The following is a 25,305-nucleotide window of genomic DNA, read 5'->3' as shown; positions in this document are numbered from 1 at the left end:
CCGGGCCCGGCCCGGTGGCCGACCGGGAGCCGCCGCGGTTGCATGGACTGACCGAGCCCCAGCGATCCGGAGGTAGCGCCGTGTACGAGATGTGGGCCGAGCACGACCCGGCGGTGTCCCCGCCCGCCGTCGTGTGGCACGTGGTGGCGAAGGACGACTCGACGTCATCGCTGTGCGGACGGTTCCTCGAACCGTCCCAGCGGGTCATCCCGGCGGGGGACGGCGCCGACCCCGCAGGGCCGGACCGGTACTGCGACCCCTGCCTGGTCACCGTGCGCGAGGCCCTGGCGGCCAGTGCCGGCTAGCGGCGGTCCGGAACGACCTCCGGCCCGACCTCCGACGCGGTCTCCGGCACGACCTCCCCGGCGGGCCGTACCGCTCGGCAGCCGCCGTCCCCGGGCGGCACCGGGGCGAACCGGCCCCGGGCCGGCCCGGGGGCGGCGGGCGCCGTCCGCCGAACGGGTGCCCTCCGGGCTGCGGACGGCGGCCGGCTACACCTGGCGGCTGGGGCTGCTCGGCCTCGGCGCCTACCTGGTCGTCGACGTGCTCGCCCGGCTCGAAGTGCCGGTCGTCGCGCTGTTCGTGGCGCTGGTGATCACCTCGGTGCTGCGCCCGCTGGTCGACCTCTGCGCCCGGCTCACGCCCCGCTCGCTCGCCGTCGCGCTGGCCCTGCTCTGCTCCGTCGCGGTCGTCGCCGGGGTGCTGACGCTGGTCGGCACGACCGTCGCCGCGGAGTGGGGCCGGCTGAGCGACGAGCTGCGCGGCGGCCTCGGCCGGATCGACCACTGGCTCACCGGCGCCCCCTTCCACCTGCGCCCGGGCACCGTCACCGACCTGCGGGCCAAGATCGGCGCCTTCATCTCCTCCCACCGCTCGACCCTGGTCAGCACCGCGCTCAGCGGCGCCGGCCGGGTCGTCGAACTGGTCACCGGGCTGGCGCTCGCCGTGTTCTGCTCGGTGTTCTTCCTGCACTCCGGCGACCGGATGTGGACCTGGGCCCAACGGCAGCTCCCGGGCGACAGCCGTACCGTCTGGGACCGCACCGGCCGCGCGGCCTGGCGGACCTTCGCCGGCTACACCCGCGGCGTGCTGATCGTGGCGGCCAGCAACGCCGCGCTGGTCGGCATCGCGCTGGCCGTCCTGCGGGTGCCGCTGGTCCTGCCGCTGATGGTGCTGGAGTTCGTGGCGGCGCTCATCCCGCTGATCGGCTCGCCGATCGCCCTGGCCGTCGCGTCCGTGGTCGCCCTGGCCGCCCGCGGGCCGGTGACCGCGCTGCTGGTGCTCGCCCTGATCGTGATCATCGGCCAGATCGAGGGCCACCTGCTGCACCCACTGGTGCTCGGCTGGTCCGTGCGGATCCACCCGGTGGTCATCGCCCTGTCGGTGGCCGGCGGTGCCGTGCTGGCGGGCATCCTGGGCGCGGTGGTGGCCGTGCCGGTGGTCTCCGTCGCCTGGGCGGTGCTCGGCGAGCTCCGCGACCAGGACGACGGCGGTGACCAGGACCGGGGGCGGGGTGACCAGCGCCAGGGGGGTGACCAGGACCGGGGGTGACCAGGGCCGGAGCGGCCTGGCAGGATGCCGATGACCGACGTCGGAGACACGACACCCCGGACGACCGAAGGGCCCCCCACCGTGACCACTTCCGCCAGCACCGTCGTCGAGCGCGCCGACGACCGGAACCGGTACGAGATCCTCGTGGACGGCGAGCTCGCCGGCTTCACCGAGTACCGGGACCACGAGGAGCAGCGCGTCTTCTACCACACCGAGATCGACGAGGCCTTCGCCGGCCGGGGCCTCGCCTCCGTCCTCGTCCAGGAGGCGCTCACCGACGTGCGCGCCGCCGGGAAGCGGATCGTGCCGGTCTGCCCGTACGTCGCCAAGTTCCTCCTCAAGCACGAGGAGTTCGGCGACCTCACCGACCCGGTGACCTCCGAGGTCGAGGCCTGGCTGCGCACCCAGCTGTCCTGACCCAGGGCCTGTCCGGCCGTGCCCCGCCGAGCGACTGCTCGACGGGGCACGGCCCGGCCCGTCCGGGCGCCGGGTGCGGTAACGGTACCGGTGTCAGGCCCGGTTCCGGTTCCGGTGCGTCACATGTTGATCATGTGCCCGGCGAGGCCGTGGATGGCCTCCTTGACGGCCTCGCCCAGGGTCGGGTGGGCGTGCACGTTGCGGGCGACCTCGTGGACGGTCAGGTCCCACTGCTGGGCCAGCGTCAGCTCCGGCAGCAGCTCGGTGACCTCGGGGCCGATCAGGTGGGCGCCGAGCAGCTCGCCGTACTTGTTGTCGCTGATGACCTTGACGAAGCCGATCGGGTGGCCGAGGCCGTGCGCCTTGCCGTTGGCGGTGAACGGGAACTTGGCGACCTTGACGTCGTAGCCCAGCTCGCGGGCCTGCGCCTCGGTGTAGCCGAAGGAGGCGATCTGCGGCTGGCAGTAGGTGGCGCGCGGGATCATGGCGAAGTCGACCTCCATGGTCTCCGCCCCACCGATGGTCTCGGCGGCGATCACGGCCATCGTCTCGGCGGCGTGCGCGAGCATCAGCTTGGCCGTCACGTCGCCGATCGCGAAGATGTGGTCGACGCTGGTGCGGCCGCGGCCGTCCACCGCGATGGCGTTGCGGTCGGTCAGCTTGACCCCGGTGTTCTCCAGGCCGTAGCCGTTGACGCGCGGCGCGAAGCCGATCGCCTGGAGCACCTTGTCGGCCTCCAGCACCTTCTGCTCGCCGTCCTTGGTGACGGTGACGCGGACCTTGGCGTTCGGGTCGCTGTCGTCGATCGACTCGACCCGGGTGGAGGTCAGCACCTCGATGCCCAGCTTGCGGTACTGCTTGGCGAGTTCGGTGGAGACCTCGACGTCCTCCAGCGGCACCACGCGGTCCAGGAACTCGACGATGGTGACCTTCACGCCGTAGTTGTGCAGCACGTACGCGAACTCGACGCCGATCGCACCGGCGCCCGCGATGATGATGCTCTCCGGCAGCTGCTCCGTGAGGATCTGCTCCTCGTAGGTGACCACGCGGTCGCTCAGGCTGGTGCCGGGCAGCAGGCGGGTGGTGGCGCCGGCCGCGATGATGCAGTGGTCGAAGGTGACCACGTCGAAGCCGCCACCGCTGAGCGCGACCTGGAGGGTGTGGTCGTCGACGAAGGTGCCCCAGCCGTCGTACTCGGTGATGCCGTTCTTCTTCATCAGGTAGTGGACGCCCTTGACCCGGCCGTCGGCCACCGAGCGGCTACGGCGGAACGCCTCGCCGAAGTCGAAGGTCACCTGGCCCTCGACCTTGATGCCGAAGGTCTTGGCCTCCTTGGTGAAGATGTGGGCCAGCTCGGCGTTGCGCAGCAGGGCCTTGGAGGGGATGCAGCCGACGTTGAGGCAGACGCCACCCCAGTACTTGGCCTCGATGACGGCGACCTTCAGGCCCAGCTGTGCCGAGCGGACGGCGGCGGTGTAGCCGCCGGGGCCCGCGCCGAGGACGACGACGTCGTAGTGCGTGCTCATGTTGCTGACTCCTCCGAGGGTGTCACGGTCTCGTGATCTCGGTCCCATGGTGGCAGGACCGCGCTCGGCGCACCCACCGGGTCTCGGCGGAAGCGCTCCGCGCGACCGTACAGGCCCCGGGGCCGGATTGTCAGTGGTCTCCGCTACGGTGACCGCACCGGCGCCCACCAGGGGCGATGACGGAGGGGAGGGAGGAGCGGATGGCTGCACCACGTACGGCGGCAGGCAGTGCGTGTACGGCGGGCGGGTGGGCCCGCCGCCCGAGGACGGCAGCGGGCCCACCCGGGCGTCAGGCCGTCACCCCGTGGGCGTGGCCGCTCACCCCGGTCCCGGTCGGTGCCTGAGCGGCCGGTGCCGGAGCGGCCGGGCGCTGGGCCGGTACGGGCTGCTGCAGCGAGGAGAGGTCCCAGGCGTACGTGCCGACGGCGTGGGCGATCACGTCGATGTTGACGTCGAAGGCATCCATGTCGATGTTGGCCAGGTCGTCGCAGGCCTTGTGGTAGCAGGAGTCATAGGCGCTGCCCGGCGTGCCGCCGTAACGGTCCGCCTGCTCGGGGGACTTGATCTTCTCGGCGCCGGTGTCGGTGCCGCCCGCCGGGATGCCCGCGTCGATGAACGGACCGTAGTCGGAGCGGCCGTCGAAGGCGGTCGGGTCGTGCGGCAGGCCGAGGCCGTCCAGGTAGCCGGTGATGTCCCGCTCGATCTGTGCCGAGCCCGCGGGGCCGGCACCGCCGCCGGCGCTGCCGGAGCCGTTGTAGACGAACTGCGCGTAGTTGGGGGATGCGATCATGTCGAAGTTGAGGTAGAGCCGGATCTTCTTCCGATCCGCTTCGGAGAGTGAGTTCACGTACGCCTCGGAGCCCTTGAGGCCGAACTCCTCGGCGGACCACCAGGCGAATCTGACCTTGTTCTTCACCGGGTGGACGCCGAGGTTCTGCGCGACCTCAAGGATGCCGGCCGAGCCGGAGCCGTTGTCGTTGATGCCGGGGCCGGCCGGGACGGAGTCCAGGTGCGCGCCGACCATCACGGTGTTGTCCGGGTCGCCGCCGCGGGTCTCCGCGATGACGTTCCAGGTCTTGCGCGGCTCCATGAAGGTGCGGATGTCGAGGGTCACCCGGACGGGCCCGGTGGCGGCCTCGGCGGCCAGTGCCTCGCCCGCGGCCTTGGTGATCCCGCCGGTCGGGACCTTCCCGGCCGTCGGGTCCCCGAGGGTGCCGTTGAGGTCGCCGTCGGCGTTGTTGTAGATGAGCGCGCCGGTCGCGCCCGCCGCCGCGGCGGCGGCCTGCTTCTGGGCGAAGCTGCACCCGCCGCGCCGGATCAGCGCGATCCTGCCGGCGAACGCGCCCGCCGGGTAGTCGGTGGCTGCGCAGCCGGTGGTGGCGCCGACCGGGACGACGGCCAACTCGGCGGTGAGGCCCGCGTCCGGGCCGCCCACCGAGTAGGTCATGGCGATCACCGGCACCGACTCGGCCTTCGGGGACAGCACGTCGAGGCGCTGCGCACGGGCTTCGAAGAAGGTGTACTCGAACTCCTGCTTGGAGACCTTGAGTCCGGCCCGCCGGGCCTGCTCGTAGACGTACTGCGCGGACTGGTCGTGCCCCTTCGAACCGGCCACCCGGGTACCGCCGTTGCGGTCGGCGATCCGCTGCAGCGCGGCCAGGGTGTCGTGGGCGGTCTCGGCGTCGCTGGCCTCGACCAACCGGGCGGCCAACCGGGCCGCCTTGCGTGCCGGATCCGGGTCGGCGGCGGCGCTCCCCGCACCGGCCAGCAGTAACGGTGCGACCAGCGCGGCCACGGTCAGTGCGGCGCCCGCGGTGCGCCGGGTGACGGCGGTGCGCGGGCGCGGTCCGGGGGTGGGGCGGTCGAGCGGGGTGGGGCGGTCGAGCGGGGAGGTCGAGCGACGGCTGCGCAACTTCAAGGCGACTCCTTCCGACGGGCCGTGAACTCCCGATTTGACAGGACCGGAATCGCGTTGCCAAGCCCGCCGCACGCCCTGCGGGATGCGCGTCGGGGGATGCGCGGTGATATTGGAGGGGTGGGGCCGTCTCATCCGGGAGTGTGACCACATGTCCATGATGGATAAGCTCAAGAGCCTGCTGAAGGGCCATGAGGAGCAGGCCGACAAGGCCGTCGACAAGGCGGGAGACGCCGTCGACGAACGCACCCAGAGCAAGTACAGCGGCCAGGTGGACGCGACTCAGGAACAGCTGAAGAACCAGTTCCGCGACGAGCCGCCGCAGTAGCCGACCGCCGTCGGGCCGCGACCCGACCCGCTCCCCTGCCCGCTGCCCCGGTCCGGCCGTTCGGCCGGGCCGGGGTTCAGCTTTCCGGCACCGTGCGCTCGGGGGCCGTGTCCTCGCCGGCGCCGCAGTTCTCGCATTCCCCCGGCCCGGGCCACTCGCGCAGCCGCCCGCACTCCGGGCACACCCGGTCCAGCCAACAGGCCGACTCGCCGCCTTCGTCCATGCCCCGATTCTGCCCGGGCGCCCGCGGAGGAAGCGAGTAGACACTGTCTACGACCGACTGGTAGACAGTGTCCATGACCGATGACGACAGGGACCTCCGGGCCCGACTGGTGGCCGCCGGCGTCGAACTGGTGGCCACCGGCGGCGTCCAGGCGCTCGGGCTGCGCGAGATCGCCCGCCACGCCGGGGTCTCGCACGGCGCCCCCCGCCGCTACTTCCCGACCCACCGCGAACTGCTCGCCGCCATCGCCCGGCACGGCTTCGGCCGGCTCACCGACACCCTGGCCGGCGCCGACGCACTCGCCGCCGCCACCGGCGCCGACGCCCGCACCCGCATCGACGCACTCGCCCGCGCCTACCTCGGCTTCGCCGCCGCCAACCCCGGCATGTTCGAGCTGATGTTCCGCCACGACCTGCTGGAGGGCAGCGGAACGGACCTGCGCCGGACCTCGATGCCGCTGTTCCTGACCTTCGCCGGCCTCGTCTCCGAGGTCCACCCGCAGCACGACGACCCGACCGCCGCCACCGCCGCCCTCTGGTCCAACCTCCACGGCCTCGCCCAACTCCGCGCCTGGGGCAGCCTGCAGCTCATCACCGGCAGCGAGGACATCGAACCGCTGCTGCGCGCCGTCCTGGACACCCACCTCGGCATCCTGGACACCGACCTCGGCCGGGCCGCCCGGTGACGGCGCGCCGCCACCAACGGCTCACCCTGACCGCGAGCATCACCGGCGCCGTCCTGGTCGCCCTCGACGGCACGGTGCTGACCGTCGCCCGCCCCGTCCTCCAGCACGACCTGCACGCCTCCGTCGCGGCCGTCCAGTGGGCCGGCTCCGGGTACCTCGTCACCGTCGCCGCCCTGCTGGTCTTTGCCGGCCGGCTGGGCGACCGGTACGGGCACCGGCGGGTCTTCGCCCTCGGGGTGGCGGGATTCGCGGCGAGCTCCGCCGGGATCGCGTTCGCGCCCGGCATCGGCTGGGTGATCGCCCTGCGCGTGGTCCAGGGCGTGGCGGGCGCCCTGCTGCAGCCGGCCACCCTCGGCATGCTGCGCGCCGTCTGGCCCGCGGACCGCCTGTCCGGCGCGATCGCCGTGCGCACCGCCGCGATCGCGCTCGCGAGTGCGGCCGGGCCGCTGGTCGGCGGCGCGCTCACCGCGCACTTCGGCTGGCGGTCGGTCTTCGTGCTCGGCGTCCTGCCCGCCGCGGCCGCCCTCCTGTCGGCCCTCGCCGTGCCCTCCGCAGTCGCGCACCCCGGGAGCTCCGCGCGCGACGGCGGTTCGGCTCGCGACGGCGGTCTGGACCTGCCGGGCGCGGCCCTGCTCGCACTCGCCCTGGCCGGCCTCGTGCACACGCTGATCGGTCTGCCGGACACGGGCTGGTCGGCGACGACGTTCCTCGGCCTGGTGGCGGCCGGGTTCCTCGCCCTGGCGCTGGCCCGGCACGAGCGGCGCACCGCTCACCCGCTGCTGCCGCCCTCTCTGCTGCGCTCACCGACGGTCGCGGCGCCGCTCGGCGTCCTGCTGGCCGCCTCGGCGGCGCTCCAAGGCGTGCTGTTCCCGGCCACCTACTACCTGCAGGACGTCCTGGGGCTCGACGCCTTCCGGAGCGGTTTGCGGGCGGCCCCGCTCGCGGTGGCGATGATTCTCTCCGCGGTCGGGGCGGCCCGGCTGGCGAAACGTCACGGCGAGCGCGCCGTCGTGCTGTCGGGGATGGGCCTGCTCACCACGGGCGTCCTGCTCACCGCCCGGCTCGGGCCCGGTACCGGGACGTTCGCGATCGCCGTCTGCTTCCTGCTGCTCGGTACCGGCTTCGGCGCGGTGATGGCCACGGCCACCGCAGCGGTGGTGCGGGGCGCGTCCACCGCCGAGGCGGGCGTCGCGGGCGGGCTGCAGCAGACCGTGATGAACATCGGCCCGGCCGTGGGCATCGCCCTCGCCACCACCACGGCCGGACGGGCGGATCCCGGCGCGGCACTGGCGCCCGCCGCCCTGGCGATGGCCGCGGTGGCCGCAGCGGGGACGCTGCTCGCGGCACGGCTGCCGGGCCGGGACGGTGCGGGGCTGCCGGGCCGCGCCGGTGTGCCGGCGCCGGAGTCCGCCCCGCGCCGGTGATGCCGCGCCGGCCGGGACGTCCGCGCCGTACGCCGGTGGGACATCCCGGCCGGCGGACAGCCTCTGGGGCCCCGGGCGTTCGGCCTCGGCCACCTGCCGCACCGGGCCGAGCGGGGTCGCCTCGGCGTCTCCACCTGCGTCACGAAGGCGAGTTGGGGAGGGTTGCGACGCGGTACGTCATTCGACCGGCCGAAGTGCCCGTGCCGCGTCACCCTGTGCCTGTTCCTGCGCCTGTTCCTGCGCCTGTTCCTGCGCCTCTGCCTGCGAGTGCGCCGGTGGCTGCGCCTGTGCCGACGGCCGCGGGCGGCGGGTGAGGAGCGCGAGCAGCGCGAGCTGCACGGCAGCACCGGCGGCCGGTCCGAGCCAGACGCCCGAGATCCCGAGTGGCCCCGACAGGGCTGCGGAGGCGGCGAGTTGGACGCCGAGCCCGAGCAGGACGGAGAGCACCAGCGGACGGCCGGCCCCCGCCCCCTGGTGGACCCCGCCGAGGGCCACCACCAGGGCGTACGGGAGCAGGTAGAGCGCCGCCATCCGCAGGAAGCCGACGGACTGCGCGGCCACCGCCCGGTCGTCGGTGAACAGCGCGGTCAGCGGGGCGGCGAGCGCCGCGGACAGCAGTGCCGCCACCGCACCGAGGCCTGCGGCGAGGCGTCCGGTGTCGCGGCGCAGGGTCCGCAGCGCGGCGCCGTCTCCGGCGCCGGTGAGGCGGGCCGCCTCGATCGCGCCGGCCTGGCGCAGCGCGTAGAAGGCCATGGTGACGACGAGCAAGATGCGGTAGCCGACCCCGTACCCGGCGACCGCCGCGACGCCGAAGCCCGCGACGAGCCCGAGTTGGGCGGTGCCGACGGCCATCCGGGCGGTGAAGTCCAGGCCGAACGGTGCTCCCGCGCGCAGGATCCGGGCCGCGGCGCCGCCCACTCCCCCGGTTCCGAACACTCCTCTGGCGCTGCCGTCGGCCGGCTGCCACGGGCGGCGGCGCCGCAGCAGCCGCAGGGTGACGGCGAGGGCGATCGCGCGCGACAGGGCCAGGGCCAGTGCGGCGCCCGGGACGCCGAGGGCCGGCAGCGGGCCGGGGCCGAGGATGAGCAGGGGGTCGAGGGCGAGCAGCAGAGCGTTGGAGAGCAGGGCGATCCGCATCGGGGTGCGGGTGTCGCCCGTGCCCTTGAACAATTCGTCGGCGACGCGCTGTGCGAAGAACAGGGCGAAGGCCGGGAAGGCCACGGTGAAGTACTCGGCGGCGCGGGTGGCGGCCTCGCCCTCCAGGAAGGCGCCCGCCAGCCGGTCCCGCAGCAGGAAGCCGGGCACGGCGAGCGCGAGGCTGCCCGCGGCGCAGAGCCGCCAGGCTGCCCGGGTGGTGCGGGCGGCCTCGGCGGGGTCGTCTGCGCCGAGGCCGCGGGCGAGCCGGACGCTGGTCCCGGAGGCGACCACCAGGACGAGCCCGAGGAGCAGGTTCTCGACGGTGCCGGCCAGTGTGACGGCGGCGACCGCGGCCCCTCCGAGGCCGGCCACCCAGAGCGTGCCGATGACCGAGGCGACCACCCCTGAGAGCAGTTCCGCGTAGACGGGTACGGCCAGCGCCGTGAGCCGGGGCAGATGCCCGCGCATGTTTCCTCCCCTGATCCGGCTGTTCCCCCGCCTTGGGCGCGACCGTGCCCGGTCCCGAACGGCAGCCTCGAATAGAGATACCTCGCTTCGAGGCACCTCGACAAGAGGTAACATGACCCCGGCACCAGGCGCACACGACCCGGCACACGTCACCGGGCGCAGTAACGGGGCGCACGTCACCGCGCTCACCACACGGGGCGCACTCCGACGGAAGGGCTTCGACCGTGCTGACCCTCGCGATCCTCGGCTTCCTGTACGACCAGCCGCTGCACGGCTACGAGCTGAAGTCCCGGATCACCGGCCTGACCGGCCACGTCCGCCCGGTCAGCGACGGCGCGCTCTACCCCGCCATCGCCCGGCTGGAGAAGTCCGGCCTGCTGTCCCGCCGCACCGAGCCCGGCACCGGTGCCGCACCGCGCCAGACCCTGGAGCTGACCGGGGAGGGCCGGGCCGAGCTGCTGCGACGGCTGGCCGACCCGGAACAGGCCGAGATCACCGACCAGATCCGCTTCTTCACCCTCGCCGCATTCCTCCACCACCTCGCCGACCCGCCCCGGCAGGCCGCCGTCCTGCGCCGCCGACTGGCCTTCCTGACCGCGCCCAGTAGCTTCTTCTACGACGGCGACGGCCATCCGGTCACCGCGGAGCGCGAGCCGAACCCCTTCCGGCGCGGCATGCTGCTGGTCGCCCGCGCCTCCTCGACGGCCGAGCGGAGCTGGCTGACCGGAACCATCGCGGACCTGGAACGGCTCACCCTTCCCGGCGCAGCGGACTGACCCGTCCGACCCGAACGGCACGGGGGCGGGCCGTCGGAATCCGGCCCTTCCGGTCCTGGTTCCACCGGGCCCCGGCGTGGCTATGATGATCCGCCTCACGTCCTCGGCGTCCCCTCCGCGGCGTGACCCGCCACCGCGCCCCGCCGTCCCCCTGGAGGCCGCCGTGCCCGATGCCGAGACCTCAGCCGCCCGCCCCGCACCGGTGAAGCGGGACGACATCCCCGGTTGGTTCTTCAGTCTGGACCGGGCCGCGTTCGGGCACCTGCTGTCCGCCCAGAGCGCGGCCGGCGTCACCGGCGACATCCTGGAGCTCGGCAGCTACCTGGGCCGCAGCGCCGTCCTGCTCGGCGACCACCTGCAGCCGGGCGAGCGGCTGACGGTCTGCGACCTGTTCGACTCCGAGGCGGGCGACGCGGACAACGCCGCCGAGATGGCCATGTCCTACCGGAAGACCCTCACCCGCAGCGCCTTCGAGGCCAACTACCTCGCCTTCCACCGCGAGTTGCCCGAGATCGTGCAGGCGCCCACCTCGGTGCTGGCCGACGGCCGGATCCCGGCGGGCAGCTGCCGGTTCGTCCACGTCGACGCCTCCCACCTGTACGAGCACGTCGCCGGGGACATCGCCGTCGCCCGGTCCGCGCTCGCCGAGGACGGCCTGGTCGCCCTGGACGACTACCGCTCCGAACACACCCCCGGCGTCTCGGCCGCGGTCTGGGAGGCGGTCTTCATCGGCGGGCTGCGGCCGGTCCTGCTCACCCCGATGAAGTTCTACGGCACCTGGGGCGACGCCGCGGCCGTCCGGGAGGTCCTGCTGCGGCGGGACTGGCGGGCCGGGGGCTACACCGTGGACGAGGACACCATCGCCGGATCGGCCGTGGTGCGCCTCAACTACCAGGTCAAGCCGCCGGTCGAGCGCTCGACCTCGCGCCGGCTGGCGCTGGACCTGCTGCCGCCGGTCGCCACCAGGGCGACCCGCCGGATGCTCCGGACCCTGCGCGAGCGGCGCGCCGCACCGCCGGTGCCGAACGCCTGAGCCGAGCCGAGCCGAGCCGAGCCGAGCCACGGCATGCCATCGGCCCGGCCCTCAGCCCAGTGCGCGCACCGCGTCCAGTACGTCCGGGCCCAGCTCCGGGTCGGCGTCCTCGGGCAGGCTGACGGACAGCCGGGTGACCAGGCCCGCGTACCGGCGGTGGATCTCCCGGGCGGCCTCCTCGACCGGCCCGGACACCGCGAAGGTGTCGAAGACCTCGTCGTCGATCAGCGCGGCCATCTCCGCCCAGCGCCCGCGCACCGAGTGGGCGTGCAGCTCCTCCTGCAGCCCCTCCCAGCCGTGCTGCGCCAGCACCGGGCGGTAGGCCGGCGTCGAGGCGTAGAACGCGAGCCGCTCACGGGTCGCGGCCCGGTTGGCCGCCAGCTCCTCCTCGGTGCGCCCGGTCGCGGTGAGCACGTTGCCGACCACCTCGAACGGCCGCTCCGTCCACCCGGCCCCCTCCGCCTCGGCCCGCGCCCGCTCCTCGGTCAGGCCGGGCAGCACCTGCTCGGCCAGGTACGCGGTGGAGGTGAACGGGTGGCTCAGGAAGCCGTCGGCCACCGCACCGGCGGTGCGGGTCATCAGCGGTCCGACGCCCGCCAGCAGGATCCTCGGCACCCCGGACGGCACGGGGTCGGGCGAGAAGACCGGCGTCATCACCGTGTGGGTGTAGAACTCGCCCCGGAAGCGCAGCCGTTCACCGGTCTGCCAGCTGTGCCAGATCGCCCGCACCGCGTGCACGTACTCGCGCATCCGGGCGGCCGGACGGTCCCAGGGCATCCCGAAGCGCTTCTCGATGTGCGGCTTGACCTGCGAGCCCAGCCCGATGACGGCCCGTCCGCCGGAGGCCGCGTGCAGCCCCCAGGCCTGGTAGGCCAGGGTCATCGGGGTACGGGCGAAGGCCACGGCGATGCCGGTGGCCAGTTCGATCCGCGAGGTCCGGTCGGCGGCGCGGGCGAGCTGGAGGAACGGGTCGTAGGCGGTCTCGGCGACCACCAGCCGGTCCATGCCCCGGCGTTCGGCCTGCTCGGCCGCGTCCAGGATCCCCGCCGGGTGCCCGGAGGCGGTGGCGTCGAGGCGGAAGGCGGCGGGACGCGGGTCGGCGGGGCGCGGGTCGGCGGGTCGGTCCATGGCGGTGCTCCTGGTCACGGGCTGCGGTGCTACCCCGGTAGCCTGCCACGCCGCCCGCCCCGCCCTGTGCCTACCGCTACCGACCCGTGCGGCCCGCCCCCGTCAGCCGCTCCCCCCGGCCGCGAACAGCCGGTCCAGGTACCGGTCGACGGCGGTGAGCGCGGCGGCCGGCTCGACCACGTCCAGCTCCAGCAGCGTGGTGAACCCGCTGAGCGCGAGCAGCAGGTCCGTCTCCACGGCCGGGTCGCGGTCGGCCGCGATCAGCCCGTCGGCGATCGCCTGCCGGACCACCTGCTCCACCGTCGCCCGCCCCTGCAGCAGCCCGTCCCGCGCCCGCGCGTGGACCTGCTCGTCGTGCAGCGCCTCCAGGACGTAGGCGGCGCTCATCCGGCTGGTCGCGCGCGCGTCGGCGTGCAGGGGCAGCAGCTCGACCAGCATCACCCGCAGCACCTCGCGCGGGTGCGGCGGGTCCCCCAGCTCCCCCAGCGCCCGGCCGACCCGCAGCGCGGTCTGCTCGCCGGCGAAGTCCATCGCGAAGGTGAGCATCGCCGCGCGGGAGGTGAAGTAGTGCTGGAGCTGTCCGAGCGAGATGCCCGCCTCCTGGGCGACCTCGCGCATGGTCAGGTGCGTGGCGCCGCGCCGCTCCACCACCCGCCACAGCGCCCGCGCGATCGTCTCGCGGCGCTCCCGGTGGTCCACCTGCCTGGGCATCGCCTGCCACTCCTCCGAGCCTGTTCCACATCCGTCCCGGAGCAGTTTCCCATACGCTTGACATAATACAACTGACCTATAACGCTGGTGGCATTCCGAGGGAGGAGACTCCACATGCTCGTCCATCCCGTCGCCCACACCACCGAGGGAACCGTCCGCGGCCTCCTGGACCGGGGGCTCGCGGTCTTCCGCGGCATCCGCTACGCCCAGCCGCCGGTCGGACCGCTCCGCTTCGCCGCCCCCGTCCCTCCCGAGCCCTGGGACGGCGTCCGCGAGGCCTTCGAGTTCGGCCCGACCGTCCCGCAGTCCGGCCCGTTGCCCGCCGAAGCGGCCGAGGGCAGCCGGGGCACCGACTGGCTCACGCTCAACGTCTGCACCCCCCACCCCGACCGGACCGGGCTGCCGGTGCTGGTCTGGATCCACGGCGGCGGCTACATGTCCGGCACCGCCGCAGACCCGCTGTACGACCCGGTCGAGCTGGCCCGGCACGGGCTGGTCGTGGTGAGCATCAACTACCGCGTGGGCGCGGAGGGTTTCGCCCTGCTGGAGGGCGCCCCGGCCAACCGGGCGTTCCTCGACCAGATCGCCGCCCTGGAGTGGGTGCAGCGCAACATCGCCCGGTTCGGCGGCGATCCCGACCGGGTGACCATCGCCGGGCAGTCCGCCGGCGCCGGGTCGGTCGCCGCGCTGCTGACCATGGACAAGGCACGCGGGCTGTTCCGGCGGGCCATCGCCCACAGCGTCCCGGGCAACCTCTGCACCCCGGCCCTGGCCGCCGAGGTCACCGCCGAGCTCGCGAAGCTGGTCGGCACCGCCCCCACGGCCGCCGCCCTGGCCGAGGTCGCCCCCTGGACCCTGGCCGCGGCGGTCACCGACCTCGGCGCCGAACTCCCCCGGCACCTCGCGCGCTGGGGACGGCTGGCACAGGCCGGCATCGCCACTGTCCCGGTGGTCGACGGCGAGGTCCTGCCCGGCGCGCCCTGGTCCGTCCTGGCCTCCGGCCGGGTGGCGGGCGTCGACCTGCTGGTCGGTCACACCCGCGACGAGTTCCGCCTGTTCGGCGTCCTCAGCGGCCGGCACGGCACCTTCACCGACGAGGAGGCCGGCCTCGCGCTGGACCTGCTCGCCCCGGCGCCGTCCGGGCCGGACCGGTACCGCGCCGCGCACCCGGGGGCCACCGCCTCGGACCTGCTGGAGACGGTCAGCTCCGACGCCCTCTTCCGGATGCCCTCGCTCCGACTGGCCGAGGCCAACTCCGCCGCCGGCGGCACCTCGTACCTGGTCGAACTCGCCTACCCGGCCCCCGCGATGGGCGGCCTGTTCGGCGCCTGCCACGGCCTCGACGTCCCGCTGGCGTTCGGCAGCCTGGACAGCCCGATCGGCCGGCACTTCCTGGGCGAGCCGCCCGCCCCGGAGGCCGTCCGGCTCTCCCGGGAGCTGCAGCAGGGCTGGGTCCGGTTCGTCACCACCGGCGACCCGGGCTGGGCCGCCTTCGACCCGGAGCAGCAGCTCACCCGGGTCCTGGACGCCCGCTCGGAGACCGTCCGCTACCCCGAGCAGGCCTCCCGCGAGATCTGGGCCGGGCACCCGCTGACCGCCTACGACCTCGGCTGACGGCGGCACGGCGGCAGGCCCCGTCCGCGCCCGCGCGGGCTGCGCGACCGGGGACGGGGCCTGCTCCTGACCGGTCCCGGGCGGCCCCTGCCACGGCCGCCGGCGGGTGTCTCGGGTCTTTGCCGGGTCCGCGACGCGGGCACGGTGCCGTACGGCTAGATCGCCAGGTCGCGGCGGTCCAGGAACCGGAACGCCGCCAGCAGGCCGAGCAGCCCGACGCCGGTCAGGACGCCCAGCGCCGCCCACGGCACACCGCCGTGGCCGAGCACGTCGCCCGGGGCGTAGTAGTGGAACGGGCTGAGGTAGCGCAGCGGCCGGGCCGGGGACCAGGCCAGGGCCACGAAGTTGAGCGCGAAGCCGACCGCGCCGAAGACGACGGCCGCGCCGACCACGTACGCCCGCCGCCGGCTGACGGCGGACACCGCCAGCACCGGCCCGGTCAGGCAGAACGCGAGGGCGCAGCCGAGCAGTCCGGCAGTGAACACCGCGCTCTCCGGGACTGCCTCGCGCAGCTTCGGCGAGAAGGCGACGCCGAGCGCGACGGTGAGGGTGGCGGCGGCGTTGAGCGCCACCGAGGCCGCGATCAGGGCACCGGCCCGTTCGGCGAGCAGTCGGCGCCGGGAGACCGGGCGGGTCATCAGCAGCTCGATGGTGCCGGACTCGACGTCGGAGGCGACGGCGGCGGCACCGAGCGAGCCGATGACGGTGAGCTGGAGGGCGATCCAGAACGGGTGGGTGAGCCCGGCGCCGAGCAGGCCGGGGTAGCTGGCGATGGAGACGTCGCCGTTGGAGCCGCTGAACGCCCGGAACGCGCCGGGCGGGTTGCGGCGGGCGGCGCCGAACAGGTCGCCGGGCGGGACGGTTCCGGCGATCACCACGATCAGGGTCTCGAAGACGACCACGCCCAGCAGCAGGGAGAGCAGCATCCGGCGGCGCCGGTGCAGGGCGAGCCAGACCAGTGGGAGGCGGCGGCTGACGGTGCTCGGGGTCACGGGCGCTCCTCGGTGGCGGTATCCGGTCGGCGATCCTCCGTCGGGAGGGGGAGCTCCGTCGGCAGCCGGTCGTCGTTCGAGCGGTAGAGGTCGAGGAAGGCCTCGTCCAGTCCGGCCTCCTCCACGGTCAGGTCGGCCACCGGCAGTTGGGCCAGCAGGGTGCGGACGGCCGGGACCACCTCGTCCGGCGGCACCAGCAGCTCGACCCGGGGGCCGTCCCAGCGCGGGGACCACCGTTCGGCGGCGCCGAGCGGGCGGGCGCCCAGCCCGTCGGCGAAGAGCAGCCGGACCCGGCGGGCCCGAGCCTGGCGCAGTTCGGCCACCGAGCGGACGGTCACCAGCCGGCCGTGGCGCACGATGGCGACCCGGCCGCAGGTCCGCTGCACCTCGGGCAGCACGTGGCTGGAGAGCAGGACGGTCCGCCCGGCCGCGGTCTCCTCGGCGAGCAGTTCGTAGAAGGTCTCCTGGACCAGCGGGTCCAGCCCCTCGCTCGGCTCGTCCAGCACCACCACGGGCGGCCGGTGCTGGAGCGACTGGACGAGCCCGAGCTTCTGCTTCATGCCGCGCGAGTACTCCCCCACCGGGCGGGCCAGGTCGGCCCGGGAGAGGGTCAGCCGCTCGCACAGTTCGCGTTGGCGCGGGACTGGGGCGCCCTGGAGGGCGGCGAGCAGGTCGAGGGTCTGCTGACCGGTGAGTTCGGGGTAGAGGCGCAGTTCCCCCGGCAGGTAGCCGATCGAGGGGGCGAGCCGGCGGTGGTCGGCCACCGGGTCCAGGCCGAGCACCCGGACCTGTCCGTCGCTGGGGCTGAGCAGGCCGACCAGGCAGCGCAGGGTGGTGGTCTTTCCGGCGCCGTTGGGGCCGAGCAGGCCGAACACCTCCCCGGCCGCGACGGACACGTCCAGCTGCTCGATGCCGACCGTGTCGCCGTAGCGCTTGGTGAGCGAGCGCAGCTCGATCACCGGGCCGGTGCCGTCCTCCGGCCCGTGGGCGTCGCCGTTCCCGGGCATGACCACCTCCTGCTCCTGGTGCCTGGTACGGGCGTACGTGCGCATGGGCGTACGTGCGAATGCGTGAATGGGCGTGCTGCGGCGGATGCGTACGGCGCGTCCGACATCAAAGCGCGGCCGGCCGGGCGAGTCGAGGGACGCGGCCGGGTCGGTTTCCGGCGGGAGGAACAGGTCCGGGCCGGGCGGCCGCTCAGCCCTTGCAGACGCCCAGCGGCACCAGGCGGGCGACCTGCCGGGCCAGCCCGGCGGCCTCGGTGACGGCGGCCACCGCGTCGACGTCCTTGTACGCCTCGGGCGTCTCCTCGGCCAGGGCCCGCCACGAGGCGGGGCGGACAGCTATGCCGCGCGCCTCCAGGTCGCTCTTGAGCCGTTCGCCGCGCACCGTGCGCAGCGCCTGGTGCCGGCTCAGCACCCGCCCGGCGCCGTGGCAGGCGGAGCGGAAGGCCTCGTTGCCGGGCAGGCCGACCATGACGTACGAGGCGGTGCCCATCGTGCCCGGGACCAGCACCGGCTGCCCGGCCGCGGCCAGGTCGTCGGGCAGGTCGGGGTCGCCGGGCGGCAGGGCGCGGGTGGCGCCCTTGCGGTGGACGCAGAGCGTCCGGGGCACACCGTCCACCTCGTGCGTCTCCAGCTTGGCAAGGTTGTGCGAGACGTCGTAGACCAGTTCCAGGCCGATGCCGAGCGCGGTCGCGAAGGCGCGGCGGGCGGCCTCGGAGAGCAGTTGGCGGTTGGCCCGGCCGTAGTTGGCGGCGGCGGTCATCGCGCCGAGGTAGGCGCGGCCGCGCGCGGAGTCGACCGGGGTGCAGGCGAGTTGGCGGTCCGGGAGGTCGATCCGGTAGCGGTGCAGTTCGCGGTCCATGGCGCGGACGTGGTCGGTGCAGATCTGGTGGCCGAGGCCGCGCGAACCGCAGTGGATCATGACGCAGACCTGGCCGGGCCGCAGGCCGAACGCGGCCGCGGTCCGTTCGTCGTGGACCCGGTCGACGGCCTGCACCTCCAGGAAGTGGTTGGCCGAGCCGAGGCTGCCGACCTGCTGCAGTCCCCGTTCGACGGCCCGGGTGCTCACCTCGCCGGGGGCCGCGCCCTCCAGCACCCCGCGGTCCTCGCAGCGCTCCAGGTCGCGCGGGACGCCGTGGCCGTGCTCGACGGCGTAGCGCGCGCCGCCGAGCAGGAGGTCGTCCAGCTCCTCCGGTCCGGACAGCTGCCACAGGCCGCCGCGGCCCAGGCCGCGCGGGACGGTCCTGTCCAGCAGGTCCATCAGGCGGCGGATCCGCTCGGGGTCGAGTTCGTCGCGCTGGACGCCGGCGGCGAGCAGGCGGACTCCGCAGGAGATGTCGAAGCCGACGCCGCCGGGCGAGACCACCCCGCCCCGGTCGACGTCGGTGGCGGCGACCCCGCCGATCGGGAAGCCGTATCCCCAGTGCACGTCGGGCATCGCGTAGGAGGCGCGGACGATCCCGGGCAGTGTCGCCACGTTCGCCACCTGCTCCAGCGCCTTGTCCCCGACGGCCTGGGGCAGCAGCGCACTGCTGGCGAACACCACGCCGGGCACCCGCATCGGCGGGCGCGGCTCGATCCGCCAGCGGTGGCGGCCGGCCTCGGTCAGTGCGATCTCCACCTCGCTCACCTCGCCCGCCCCGTTCGTGTGCTCGTGGTATTCGTGGCTGTTCGTTCGTCTGCTCAGACGTCCACGGTGACCCGGCACGTCCAGCCGTCCGGCCCGGCCCGCAGGTCCAGGTCGTGCAGCGAGACGGCCTTCGGGACGGCGCCGACCAGGGCGGCGGTGGCGGCGTCGGCCATCCGGAAGCGGACCGCCACCGTCCGGGCGCCGTCCAGCCCCTCGATCCGGCCGATCGCCATCGCGACCGGCAGTTGGCCGTCGGCGTCCATCCGGTAGATGACCTCCTCCAGGACGCCCACCAGCAGGTCCGTGTCGCTCACCGCGACGACGGTGCAGCCGCGCTCGCCGACGATCCGCGCGCCGCTCAGGTCGGCGAAGCTGTCGACCACGGCACGCACCAGCTCGCCGATGCAGCCCTCGGCCGTCGGCGCCCAGGCTTCCACCCGCAGGTCCGCCGTGTGCGGCACGCTCCGGTAACCGCTGCCGGACCGGTCCGCGGGCTCGCGTCCGTCCACGGGCGACGCCTCCCGCACCCGTTGTCGTCTTCCTTCCAGCCTCGTCCCGCGGACGGGCCGGGGGCAAGTGCGGCCGGCCTCGGCCCTCCGGAGGGCGCTCCCGGGGGCCCGGTCGGGCCCCGGCAAGAAACCCCTTACCGCGGGGCGGCCACCGAGGCGAGGTAGGCGGCGGTCAGCTCGGGGGTGGCCAGCCAGGCGGCGTGGTCGCTCGGTTCGGCGTAGGTGTTGGCGAGGCGGCGGGCGACCTCCTCGTGCTCGGCGGCGGCCGCGAAGACGCCCTGCAGGTGGTCCGGCATGGTCAGCATCGAGGTGGTGAACTCGACGGTGTGGCGGGCGTGTTGCTGCCAGAACCGTTCCGCGGTGCGGCACATCCAGTCGGCCGTGAACGGGGCGTCGCCGTGCTCGACGACGGCCCGCCGGTAGGCGTCGGCCGCGCGGGCGGCGCTGTTGGCGCCCTGCCCGGTGATCGGATCGTTCACCACCACCGTGTCGCCGAGGCCCAGGACGTGGACGGTGTCCACGCCGGAGCCCAGCTCGGCCACCGTGCGCCGGACGGTCGGGGTGACCGCGCCGAAGAGCCCGGCCCCGGCGTCGGTCGGCTCGGCCTGCGCCCAGAACTCCGCCTCCCAGGGCAGGTACTCGCCCAACAGTGCGCGGATCCGGGCCAGTTGGACGTCCGGCGGCGGGGCATCGCCGAACACGTCCAGCGGGCTGCCGGGCAGCGCCTCCCAGAGCAGGATCGCGCAGGGGCCGGAGAGGGTGAGGGCCGGCTGCAGGTACAGCTCGCCGAGGCCGGGCAGGGCGTGCATCCGCGCCCGGGGCTCGGCGGCCGGGTCGGGCGAGCCGACACCGTGCGCGTACAGGCAGGACAGCGCCCGCTGCGGCCGGTCGAACGGCGAGCGGCCGGGGTCGCGGGCGAAGACCCCGTCCGGTCCGCCGCGCCCGGCGGCGACCACGGTCAGCTCGTGCCGGCGGGCCAGCTCGTACAGGCCGTCCCGGTCCAGCGAGCGGTACTCGACCCGAGCGCCGCGCTCGGCCAGCAGTTCCAGCCAGCCGGCCAGCTTGAGCCGCTGGTCGACCGACTGGGCGGGCTCGTCGAGCGTCATGGTGAATTCCAGCGCCCGCACGGCCGGCGGCGCCGCCAGTACGGCCTCGACCGAGGAGACCGCCGGGGCCCGGTCCGCCCAGAGGTCCAGCCCGGCCGCCGCCTCGATCCGCAGCGCCGGGCCGAACATCGCCTGGGTGGACAGCACCCGCCCGCCGCGCACCTGCTCCGGGGTGCGCTCGGCGACCAGCGTCACCTCGTACCCGTCCGCCTGCAGCCCGAGCGCGAGCTGCAGACCGGCCTGGCCCGCTCCGACGACGGCGATCCGGCGCAATGCTGCCTCCCGATGCTCTGTTGACGGCCCGTCATGCACGGCCCCGGTCATGCAGGACAGTAGCCCAGCGGGCGGGGCGCGGTCACCGGTACGGACACCGAACGGGCCGTCGGACAGGCCGTCGGAGGGGGTAGGCCGGGGCGGGCCGGGCGGGGCTCAGCCGGGCAGGTGGGCGGTGAGCGCCCGGACGACCTCCTCGGTGCGGTCCGCCAGGTAGAAGTGCCCGCCGGGGAAGACCTGCAGGTCGAAGTCGCCGGTGGTGTGCCGCTCCCACTGGGCGACCTGCTCGACGGTGGCGTTCGGGTCGGCGTCCCCGACCAGGCCGGTGATCGGCACCGACACGGTCGCGTCCGGTGTGCAGCCGTACGTCTCGATGGCCGTGTAGTCGGCCCGCAGGGCGGGCAGCACCAGCTCGCGCAGCCCGTCGACGGTGAGGATCCGCTCGTCCGTGCCGCCCAGGCTGACGACCTCCGCCAGCAGCTCGTCGTCCGGCAGCTTGTGCACCGAGCTGTCCCGGGTCAGCGATGGCGCGCGGCCGGCCGAGACGAAGAGCCGCTCGGGCCCCTTCACGTCGTCGCGTTCGAAGCGCCGGACCGTCTCGAAGGCGACGGCCGAACCCATGCTGTGGCCGAAGAAGGTCAGCGGACGGTCCGTCCAGTCCTGCAGCTCCCGGTAGAGCTCGTCGGCGAGGCCCGCCACCGAGCTGATCGGCTGCTCCAGGAACCGGTTCTGCCGGCCCGGGTACTGGACGGTGAGCACATCGGCATACGGGGCCAACGCGTTGGCGTACTCCAGGTAGTAGCTGGCCGAGCCGCCGGCGTGCGGGAAGATCACGACCCGGGCGGGCGCGGAGTCGGACGGGTTGAACCGGCGGAACCACGGGTTGTCGACGGCAGCGCTGCTGGGCATGCGGGGTGTGACCTCTCTCCGTGACGGACTCTGCTGCCTCCAGTCTGTCAGCGCGGGCGCGGCCGCGGGGTGTTGTGGTGATCACGCGGACCCCTCCGGAGTGTGCCGGCCCCTGCCGGTCGGTCAGCGCGTCGCGTTTTCGGTGCCGAACTCCACCGACCGGGCGCGGGAGCGGGAGACGGCGTCCAGCAGCAGCACGGACGAGGCCTCGGGCGTCGGCAGCGGCCCGCCGGACCGCACGTGCCGGGTGAAGGCGGCCAACAGCCGCTCCAGGCCCCGGCGGTGGCGGGCGAACACCCGGGCCTTGGCGTGCCGCCCGCGGGCCCGCTGGCCGTCGAGCGCGGTGGCGGCGCCGACGTCCAGCAGCACCAGGTGCAGTTCGCGGCCCCGGCGGGCCGCCTCGCGGGCCAGCCAGCGCCGCATCCAGGCGCGGCTGCCGCAGTCGTGCACCAGCAGCGGCCCGCCGCGCCGCACCGAGGAGCGCAGCAGCCGGAAGTGCTCCAGCCGCGCCCACGGCCGGTAGACCGCGTACGGCAGGGCGGCCGGCATCACCGCCTCGCAGGCCTCGTGCACCGTGCGCGGGTCGACGGTGCGCACCCGCGCCGCCCCGGACCAGCGGCGCAACAGGGTGCTCTTCCCGGCGCCGGGCAGCCCGGACACCACCACCACGGCGTCCGCCGGGTACGCCGCCACGAACTCCGCCCCGGCCTCGCCCCGCAGGTCGACCACCCCGCGCGGCGCCACCACCGCGTCCACGCTGCTGCCCACCGGCCCCCGTTCACGTCCGAGCGGGAACCCTAACAACAACGCCCGGCCGCGCGCTCGCCGACGGCCGGCGGCCGCCGATGACTGCTGCCGACCGCTGCTGACCACCGGCTGCCGCCTCGTGACCGCCGGTGCGCGTGGGGCGGCGGCGCACCGCCGTGCATCCCAGGGGAACCCGTCCACTAGGCTGACGCACCGTCAAACAGGAGGCAGGCCATGGCTGGAGCGGGTCCGACGTACACCGGGCTGGTGCTGGAGGGGTTGGCCCGGGATCCGGGGCGGGTGGCGATCCGCTCCGGGAGCGACGCGCTGACCGGGCAGGACTGCCTGGACGCGGTGCACCGGCTGGCCCGGGCGCTGGAGCGGGCCGGGCTGGGGCGCGGGGACGGGGTGACGGTGCTGGCCGGGAACCGGCCGGAGGCGCTGCTGGTGCGCCTGGCCGCGAACCTGCTGGGCTGCCGGGTGGCGATGCCGTACCCGGACGCACCGCCGGCGGAGCAGGTGGCGCTGACGGAGTTCGCCGGGACGGATGCGCTGGTCTTCGACCCCCGGCGCTGCTCGGCCGCGGCGGCCGGGATCGCGCACGCCCTGCCCGGGGCCGTCCTGTTCGCCCTCGGCCCGGCGCCGTTCGGGCTCGGCACGGACCTCCTGGAGACCGCCGCCGACTGCTCCCCCGCCGCCTTCGAACCGCAGTACCGGCCCGAGGACGTGATGGCGGTGCGGTTCACCGGCGGCACCACCGGACGGCCGAAGGGCGTGCTGCGCCGGTTCGCCCGGCCGCCGCGCCCGGCGCTGCTGTCCGCCTCGACGTTCCTGCTGTGCACCCCGCTCTGCCACGGCGGCGGGAGCTCGGCGGACCTTGCGCTGGCGGCGGGCGGCACGGTGGTGCTGCAGGACGGGTTCGACGCGGGGGCCGTGCTGGCGGCGGTCGAGCGGTACCGGGTGACCCGGACGTACCTGCCGCCGCACCTGCTCTACCGGCTGCTGGACCATCCGCTGCTGTCGGCGACGGACACCGGCAGCCTGCGCCGCGTCGGCTACACCGGCTGCCCTCCCTCGCCCCGCCGGCTGGCCGAGGCGACCCGCCGGCTGGGCCGGGTGCTGCACCAGACGTACAGCCTGACGGAGTGCGGGCCGGTCGCCCGGCTGAGCCCGGACGAGCACCTGGACCCGCGGCTGCTGACCACCGCGGGCCGCCCGTACCCGGACACCGGGGTGCGCGTCCTGGACGGGGACGGCACGGAGCTGCCGCCGGGCCGGACCGGGGAGCTCTGGGTCCGCACGCCGACGGCGATGGCCGGGTACTGGCGCGATCCGGAGCTGACCGCGCGGGTGCTGCGGGACGGCTGGCTGGACACCGGCGACCTGGGCAGCCTGGACGCGGCCGGCTACCTCACGGTGGCGGGCCGGCGGGATCCGATGGCGATCGTCGAGGGGCACAATGTGTTCCCCCGCGAGATCGAGGAGCCACTGCGCACCCACCCGGACGTCCGCGAGGCGGTGATGTTCACGACCGCCGACCCGGACCGGCTGGAGCGGGTGCACGCCGCGGTGGCCCTGGCCCCCGGCTCCCGGACGACCGCGGAGCAGCTACGGCGCTGGAGCCGGGAACACGGGCACGCCCGGTGCACCCCGGACACGGTCCTCCTGCTGCCCGCGATCCCGCTGACCGGCCTCGGGAAGCCGGACGTCGCCGTACTGCGCGCCCTGGTGGCCGCCGCCGAGGCCGGGCGAGCCGACGGCGGGACCGGGCGGGCCCCCGCCATCGCAGGGGCGCGCGACGGGGTGTGACGCGCCCTGCCAGTGCTTCGAGCGCCCATGCGGGCGACCTCTCGCGCGGCCCCCGGCGGGAAGAACCGTCCGTGGGCACTCGACCGTGCGGGCCGACCTGCCGATACATCCCGCGGCGAGGTACCCCGCACCGTCCCCAGGAGGCACTACCTTGACCTGGCTACGCGTCCTGACCGCACTGGGCATCCTCGCCGTGGCGGCCAGTGCCCTGCTCGTCTTCGCCCTCTGCACGGCCACCGCCCGCGGCGAGCGCGCCGCGCGGGAGGAGCCGCCGCCCGACCAGCGGACGAACGCCGAGGGCAGCGGCCTCTTCCAGCGGATGGGCGGCGGCGGCGACAGCTGACGCTGCACCAGCCGCTCCGCCCGCACCACTCGCGCCGCCCAGGCCTCCCGAGCCGGCTCAGTGCCCGGCGATGTCGTCCGGCCGGACCTCGATGTGGTCGGCCGCGAGGTCGACCGCCACCCGGTGCTCCATGCCGAGCGCCTCCAGGAACTTCACCGGCAACTGCACCCGCCCGGTGCGGTCCAGCATCACGTACTCGCGCTCGTTGACCGACTCCTCGCCGTGCTCGTCCGTGACGGTACGGCGCAACACCTCGCTGCTGGTCCGCCCGTCCCGGATGGCGACCGTGCGGCGCACCTCTCCGGCGACCATCGGGTCGTGGGTGACGATGACGACCGTCGCGCCGAGTTCCCGGTTGACGGTGCGGAAGGACTCGAAGATCACTCCCGCGGTCTCGGAGTCCAGCTCGCCGGTGGGCTCGTCCGCGAGCAGCACCGGCGGGTTGTTGGCCATCGCCACCGCGATCGCCACCCGCTGCTGCTGACCGCCGGAGAGCTCGTCCGGGCGCCGGTGGGCGAGCGCGCCGATCTCCAGCGCCTCCATCAACTCGGCCACCCGGGCCGCCTGCCGCTTCGCCCCGCCGGTGCTCGACCGGCGGCCGCGCAACTGCATCGGCAGGGCGATGTTCTCGGCGGCGGTGAGGAAGGGCAGCAGGTTGCGGGCCGTCTGCTGCCAGATGAAGCCGACCACCTCACGGCGGTAGCGCAGCCGCTCCCTGGCGGACATCTCCAGCAGGTCGCAGCCGGCCACGGTGGCCGTGCCGGCGGTCGGCACGTCCAGCCCTGCGAGGATGGTGAGCAGGGTGGACTTGCCGCTGCCGGAGGCTCCGACCAGGGCGACCAGGTCGCCCTGCTGGATGGTCAGTTCCAGCCCCTGGAGGGCCTGGACCTCGACGCCCTCGGCGCTGAAGATCCGGACCAGCCGGTCACAGACGATGGCCGCGCCCTCGCCGTACGCCTTGGGCGCGGCGGCCGCGAGCGCCCGCTGCCGGAGTTCCTGCAGGCTGGGGGCCTCGACGACCGTCTGCCCCTGGGGGGTGCTGTTCAC

25 protein-coding genes are annotated in these 25,305 nt (G+C 74.8%); 11 read left to right on the top strand and 14 right to left on the bottom strand.

Translation table 11 applies throughout. The features are described 5' to 3' along the window. Positions 1–80 precede the first annotated feature (80 nt). The 3 genes from CRP52_RS31130 (at position 81) to CRP52_RS31120 (ending at position 1,968) form a co-directional block, all read left to right on the top strand. Entirely contained in the window at positions 81–305 is a 225-nt protein-coding gene (locus CRP52_RS31130; protein ID WP_097239435.1) for a hypothetical protein, read from the top strand. A 157-nt stretch (positions 306–462) separates the two neighbouring features. Continuing rightward, a complete protein-coding gene (locus CRP52_RS31125) occupies positions 463–1,551 on the top strand; it encodes an AI-2E family transporter (RefSeq protein WP_257032943.1) in 1,089 nt (362 codons plus the stop codon). An 81-nt stretch (positions 1,552–1,632) separates the two neighbouring features. After that, positions 1,633–1,968 carry a GNAT family N-acetyltransferase gene (locus tag CRP52_RS31120; protein ID WP_257032942.1) on the top strand — a complete coding sequence of 112 codons (336 nt, stop codon included), beginning with the start codon at positions 1,633–1,635 and terminating at the stop codon, positions 1,966–1,968. Between the two features lie 119 nt (positions 1,969–2,087). Here CRP52_RS31120 and lpdA read toward each other — a convergent pair whose 3' ends face one another. Both lpdA and CRP52_RS31110 read right to left on the bottom strand, forming a co-directional pair. Then, on the bottom strand, positions 2,088–3,494 hold the full coding sequence (lpdA, locus tag CRP52_RS31115) for a dihydrolipoyl dehydrogenase (protein WP_097239432.1): 1,407 nt from the start codon (positions 3,492–3,494) through the stop codon (positions 2,088–2,090). Positions 3,495–3,783: 289 nt separating this feature from the next. Continuing rightward, on the bottom strand, positions 3,784–5,295 hold the full coding sequence (locus CRP52_RS31110) for a M28 family metallopeptidase (RefSeq protein WP_373560578.1): 1,512 nt from the start codon (positions 5,293–5,295) through the stop codon (positions 3,784–3,786). A 265-nt stretch (positions 5,296–5,560) separates the two neighbouring features. On the opposite strand from CRP52_RS31110, the gene CRP52_RS31105 reads away from it, so the two are divergent. After that, positions 5,561–5,737: an antitoxin gene (locus tag CRP52_RS31105; protein ID WP_097239430.1), complete on the top strand. Its 177-nt coding sequence runs from the start codon at positions 5,561–5,563 to the stop codon at positions 5,735–5,737. 76 nt (positions 5,738–5,813) lie between these two features. Here the strand turns inward: CRP52_RS31105 and CRP52_RS38600 are convergent, their stop codons facing one another. After that, positions 5,814–5,960, bottom strand: a complete 147-nt coding sequence (locus tag CRP52_RS38600) for a hypothetical protein (RefSeq protein ID WP_179852975.1) — start codon at positions 5,958–5,960, stop codon at positions 5,814–5,816. A gap of 73 nt (positions 5,961–6,033) precedes the next feature. Here CRP52_RS38600 and CRP52_RS31095 point away from each other — a divergent pair, with 73 nt between their 5' ends. Beyond that, complete coding sequence (locus CRP52_RS31095) at positions 6,034–6,645, top strand: TetR/AcrR family transcriptional regulator (protein WP_097239428.1); 612 nt, start codon at positions 6,034–6,036, stop codon at positions 6,643–6,645. Beyond that, positions 6,642–8,069: an MFS transporter gene (locus CRP52_RS31090; protein ID WP_097239427.1), complete on the top strand. Its 1,428-nt coding sequence runs from the start codon at positions 6,642–6,644 to the stop codon at positions 8,067–8,069. The genes CRP52_RS31095 and CRP52_RS31090 overlap by 4 nt, the downstream gene beginning before the upstream one ends. A gap of 177 nt (positions 8,070–8,246) precedes the next feature. Here the strand turns inward: CRP52_RS31090 and CRP52_RS31085 are convergent, their stop codons facing one another. After that, the gene (locus CRP52_RS31085; RefSeq protein ID WP_179852974.1) at positions 8,247–9,674 is read right to left on the bottom strand and encodes an MATE family efflux transporter; all 1,428 of its coding nucleotides are present in this window, start codon (positions 9,672–9,674) and stop codon (positions 8,247–8,249) included. A gap of 224 nt (positions 9,675–9,898) precedes the next feature. Between CRP52_RS31085 and CRP52_RS31080 the strand changes: the two genes are divergently transcribed. Further along, complete coding sequence (locus CRP52_RS31080; protein WP_097239425.1) at positions 9,899–10,450, top strand: PadR family transcriptional regulator; 552 nt, start codon at positions 9,899–9,901, stop codon at positions 10,448–10,450. A gap of 163 nt (positions 10,451–10,613) precedes the next feature. Further along, positions 10,614–11,483 carry a class I SAM-dependent methyltransferase gene (locus CRP52_RS31075; protein WP_257032941.1) on the top strand — a complete coding sequence of 290 codons (870 nt, stop codon included), beginning with the start codon at positions 10,614–10,616 and terminating at the stop codon, positions 11,481–11,483. Positions 11,484–11,534: 51 nt separating this feature from the next. Here the strand turns inward: CRP52_RS31075 and CRP52_RS31070 are convergent, their stop codons facing one another. Next, positions 11,535–12,611, bottom strand: coding sequence for a TIGR03617 family F420-dependent LLM class oxidoreductase (locus tag CRP52_RS31070; RefSeq protein WP_097239424.1), 1,077 nt, complete (start codon positions 12,609–12,611; stop codon positions 11,535–11,537). A gap of 102 nt (positions 12,612–12,713) precedes the next feature. Continuing rightward, positions 12,714–13,322 (bottom strand): TetR/AcrR family transcriptional regulator, encoded by a 609-nt coding sequence (locus tag CRP52_RS31065; protein ID WP_097239423.1) that lies wholly within the window; start codon positions 13,320–13,322, stop codon positions 12,714–12,716. Positions 13,323–13,436: 114 nt separating this feature from the next. On the opposite strand from CRP52_RS31065, the gene CRP52_RS31060 reads away from it, so the two are divergent. Beyond that, positions 13,437–14,936: a carboxylesterase/lipase family protein gene (locus tag CRP52_RS31060; RefSeq protein ID WP_097239422.1), complete on the top strand. Its 1,500-nt coding sequence runs from the start codon at positions 13,437–13,439 to the stop codon at positions 14,934–14,936. A 155-nt stretch (positions 14,937–15,091) separates the two neighbouring features. Here CRP52_RS31060 and CRP52_RS31055 read toward each other — a convergent pair whose 3' ends face one another. The 7 genes from CRP52_RS31055 to CRP52_RS31025 form a co-directional block, all read right to left on the bottom strand. After that, positions 15,092–15,928, bottom strand: a complete 837-nt coding sequence (locus CRP52_RS31055) for an ABC transporter permease (protein ID WP_097239421.1) — start codon at positions 15,926–15,928, stop codon at positions 15,092–15,094. Next, complete coding sequence (locus tag CRP52_RS31050; protein WP_097239420.1) at positions 15,925–16,980, bottom strand: ABC transporter ATP-binding protein; 1,056 nt, start codon at positions 16,978–16,980, stop codon at positions 15,925–15,927. Before CRP52_RS31050 ends, CRP52_RS31055 begins: the two co-directional genes overlap by 4 nt. 145 nt (positions 16,981–17,125) lie before the next feature. Then, positions 17,126–18,553 carry an RtcB family protein gene (locus CRP52_RS31045; protein ID WP_306458901.1) on the bottom strand — a complete coding sequence of 476 codons (1,428 nt, stop codon included), beginning with the start codon at positions 18,551–18,553 and terminating at the stop codon, positions 17,126–17,128. A 62-nt stretch (positions 18,554–18,615) separates the two neighbouring features. After that, positions 18,616–19,071 carry an archease gene (locus CRP52_RS31040; RefSeq protein WP_097240478.1) on the bottom strand — a complete coding sequence of 152 codons (456 nt, stop codon included), beginning with the start codon at positions 19,069–19,071 and terminating at the stop codon, positions 18,616–18,618. 134 nt (positions 19,072–19,205) lie between these two features. Continuing rightward, positions 19,206–20,450, bottom strand: a complete 1,245-nt coding sequence (locus tag CRP52_RS31035) for a styrene monooxygenase/indole monooxygenase family protein (protein ID WP_097239419.1) — start codon at positions 20,448–20,450, stop codon at positions 19,206–19,208. Between the two features lie 156 nt (positions 20,451–20,606). Then, positions 20,607–21,359: a thioesterase II family protein gene (locus tag CRP52_RS31030; protein ID WP_097239418.1), complete on the bottom strand. Its 753-nt coding sequence runs from the start codon at positions 21,357–21,359 to the stop codon at positions 20,607–20,609. A 123-nt stretch (positions 21,360–21,482) separates the two neighbouring features. Beyond that, positions 21,483–22,127: an ATP-binding protein gene (locus CRP52_RS31025; RefSeq protein WP_257032940.1), complete on the bottom strand. Its 645-nt coding sequence runs from the start codon at positions 22,125–22,127 to the stop codon at positions 21,483–21,485. A 213-nt stretch (positions 22,128–22,340) separates the two neighbouring features. Here CRP52_RS31025 and CRP52_RS31020 point away from each other — a divergent pair, with 213 nt between their 5' ends. Beyond that, positions 22,341–23,915, top strand: coding sequence for an AMP-binding protein (locus CRP52_RS31020; protein ID WP_097239417.1), 1,575 nt, complete (start codon positions 22,341–22,343; stop codon positions 23,913–23,915). 151 nt (positions 23,916–24,066) lie between these two features. Next, positions 24,067–24,258, top strand: coding sequence for a hypothetical protein (locus tag CRP52_RS31015; protein ID WP_097239416.1), 192 nt, complete (start codon positions 24,067–24,069; stop codon positions 24,256–24,258). Positions 24,259–24,315: 57 nt separating this feature from the next. Here the strand turns inward: CRP52_RS31015 and CRP52_RS31010 are convergent, their stop codons facing one another. Continuing rightward, the gene (locus CRP52_RS31010) at positions 24,316–25,305 is read right to left on the bottom strand and encodes an ABC transporter ATP-binding protein (RefSeq protein ID WP_097239415.1); all 990 of its coding nucleotides are present in this window, start codon (positions 25,303–25,305) and stop codon (positions 24,316–24,318) included.

The sequence above is a fragment of the Streptomyces sp. 1331.2 genome, from assembly GCF_900199205.1.
Classification (GTDB): Bacteria; Actinomycetota; Actinomycetes; order Streptomycetales; family Streptomycetaceae; genus Kitasatospora.
This window is presented reverse-complemented; position numbering and strand designations above follow the sequence as displayed.

Bases quoted from the DNA above. Each gene is read 5' to 3' on its own strand.
- CRP52_RS38600 (WP_179852975.1), bottom strand. From the start codon at position 5,960: ATGGACGAAGGCGGCGAGTCGGCCTGTTGGCTGGACCGGGTGTGCCCG.
- CRP52_RS31085 (WP_179852974.1), bottom strand. From the start codon at position 9,674: ATGCGCGGGCATCTGCCCCGGCTCACGGCGCTGGCCGTACCCGTCTAC.
- CRP52_RS31070 (WP_097239424.1), bottom strand. From the start codon at position 12,611: ATGGACCGACCCGCCGACCCGCGCCCCGCCGACCCGCGTCCCGCCGCC.
- CRP52_RS31105 (WP_097239430.1), top strand. From the start codon at position 5,561: ATGTCCATGATGGATAAGCTCAAGAGCCTGCTGAAGGGCCATGAGGAG.
- CRP52_RS31060 (WP_097239422.1), top strand. From the start codon at position 13,437: ATGCTCGTCCATCCCGTCGCCCACACCACCGAGGGAACCGTCCGCGGC.
- CRP52_RS31095 (WP_097239428.1), top strand. From the start codon at position 6,034: ATGACCGATGACGACAGGGACCTCCGGGCCCGACTGGTGGCCGCCGGC.
- CRP52_RS31065 (WP_097239423.1), bottom strand. From the start codon at position 13,322: ATGCCCAGGCAGGTGGACCACCGGGAGCGCCGCGAGACGATCGCGCGG.
- CRP52_RS31020 (WP_097239417.1), top strand. From the start codon at position 22,341: ATGGCTGGAGCGGGTCCGACGTACACCGGGCTGGTGCTGGAGGGGTTG.
- CRP52_RS31050 (WP_097239420.1), bottom strand. From the start codon at position 16,980: ATGCGCACGTACGCCCGTACCAGGCACCAGGAGCAGGAGGTGGTCATG.
- lpdA (WP_097239432.1), bottom strand. From the start codon at position 3,494: ATGAGCACGCACTACGACGTCGTCGTCCTCGGCGCGGGCCCCGGCGGC.
- CRP52_RS31030 (WP_097239418.1), bottom strand. From the start codon at position 21,359: ATGCCCAGCAGCGCTGCCGTCGACAACCCGTGGTTCCGCCGGTTCAAC.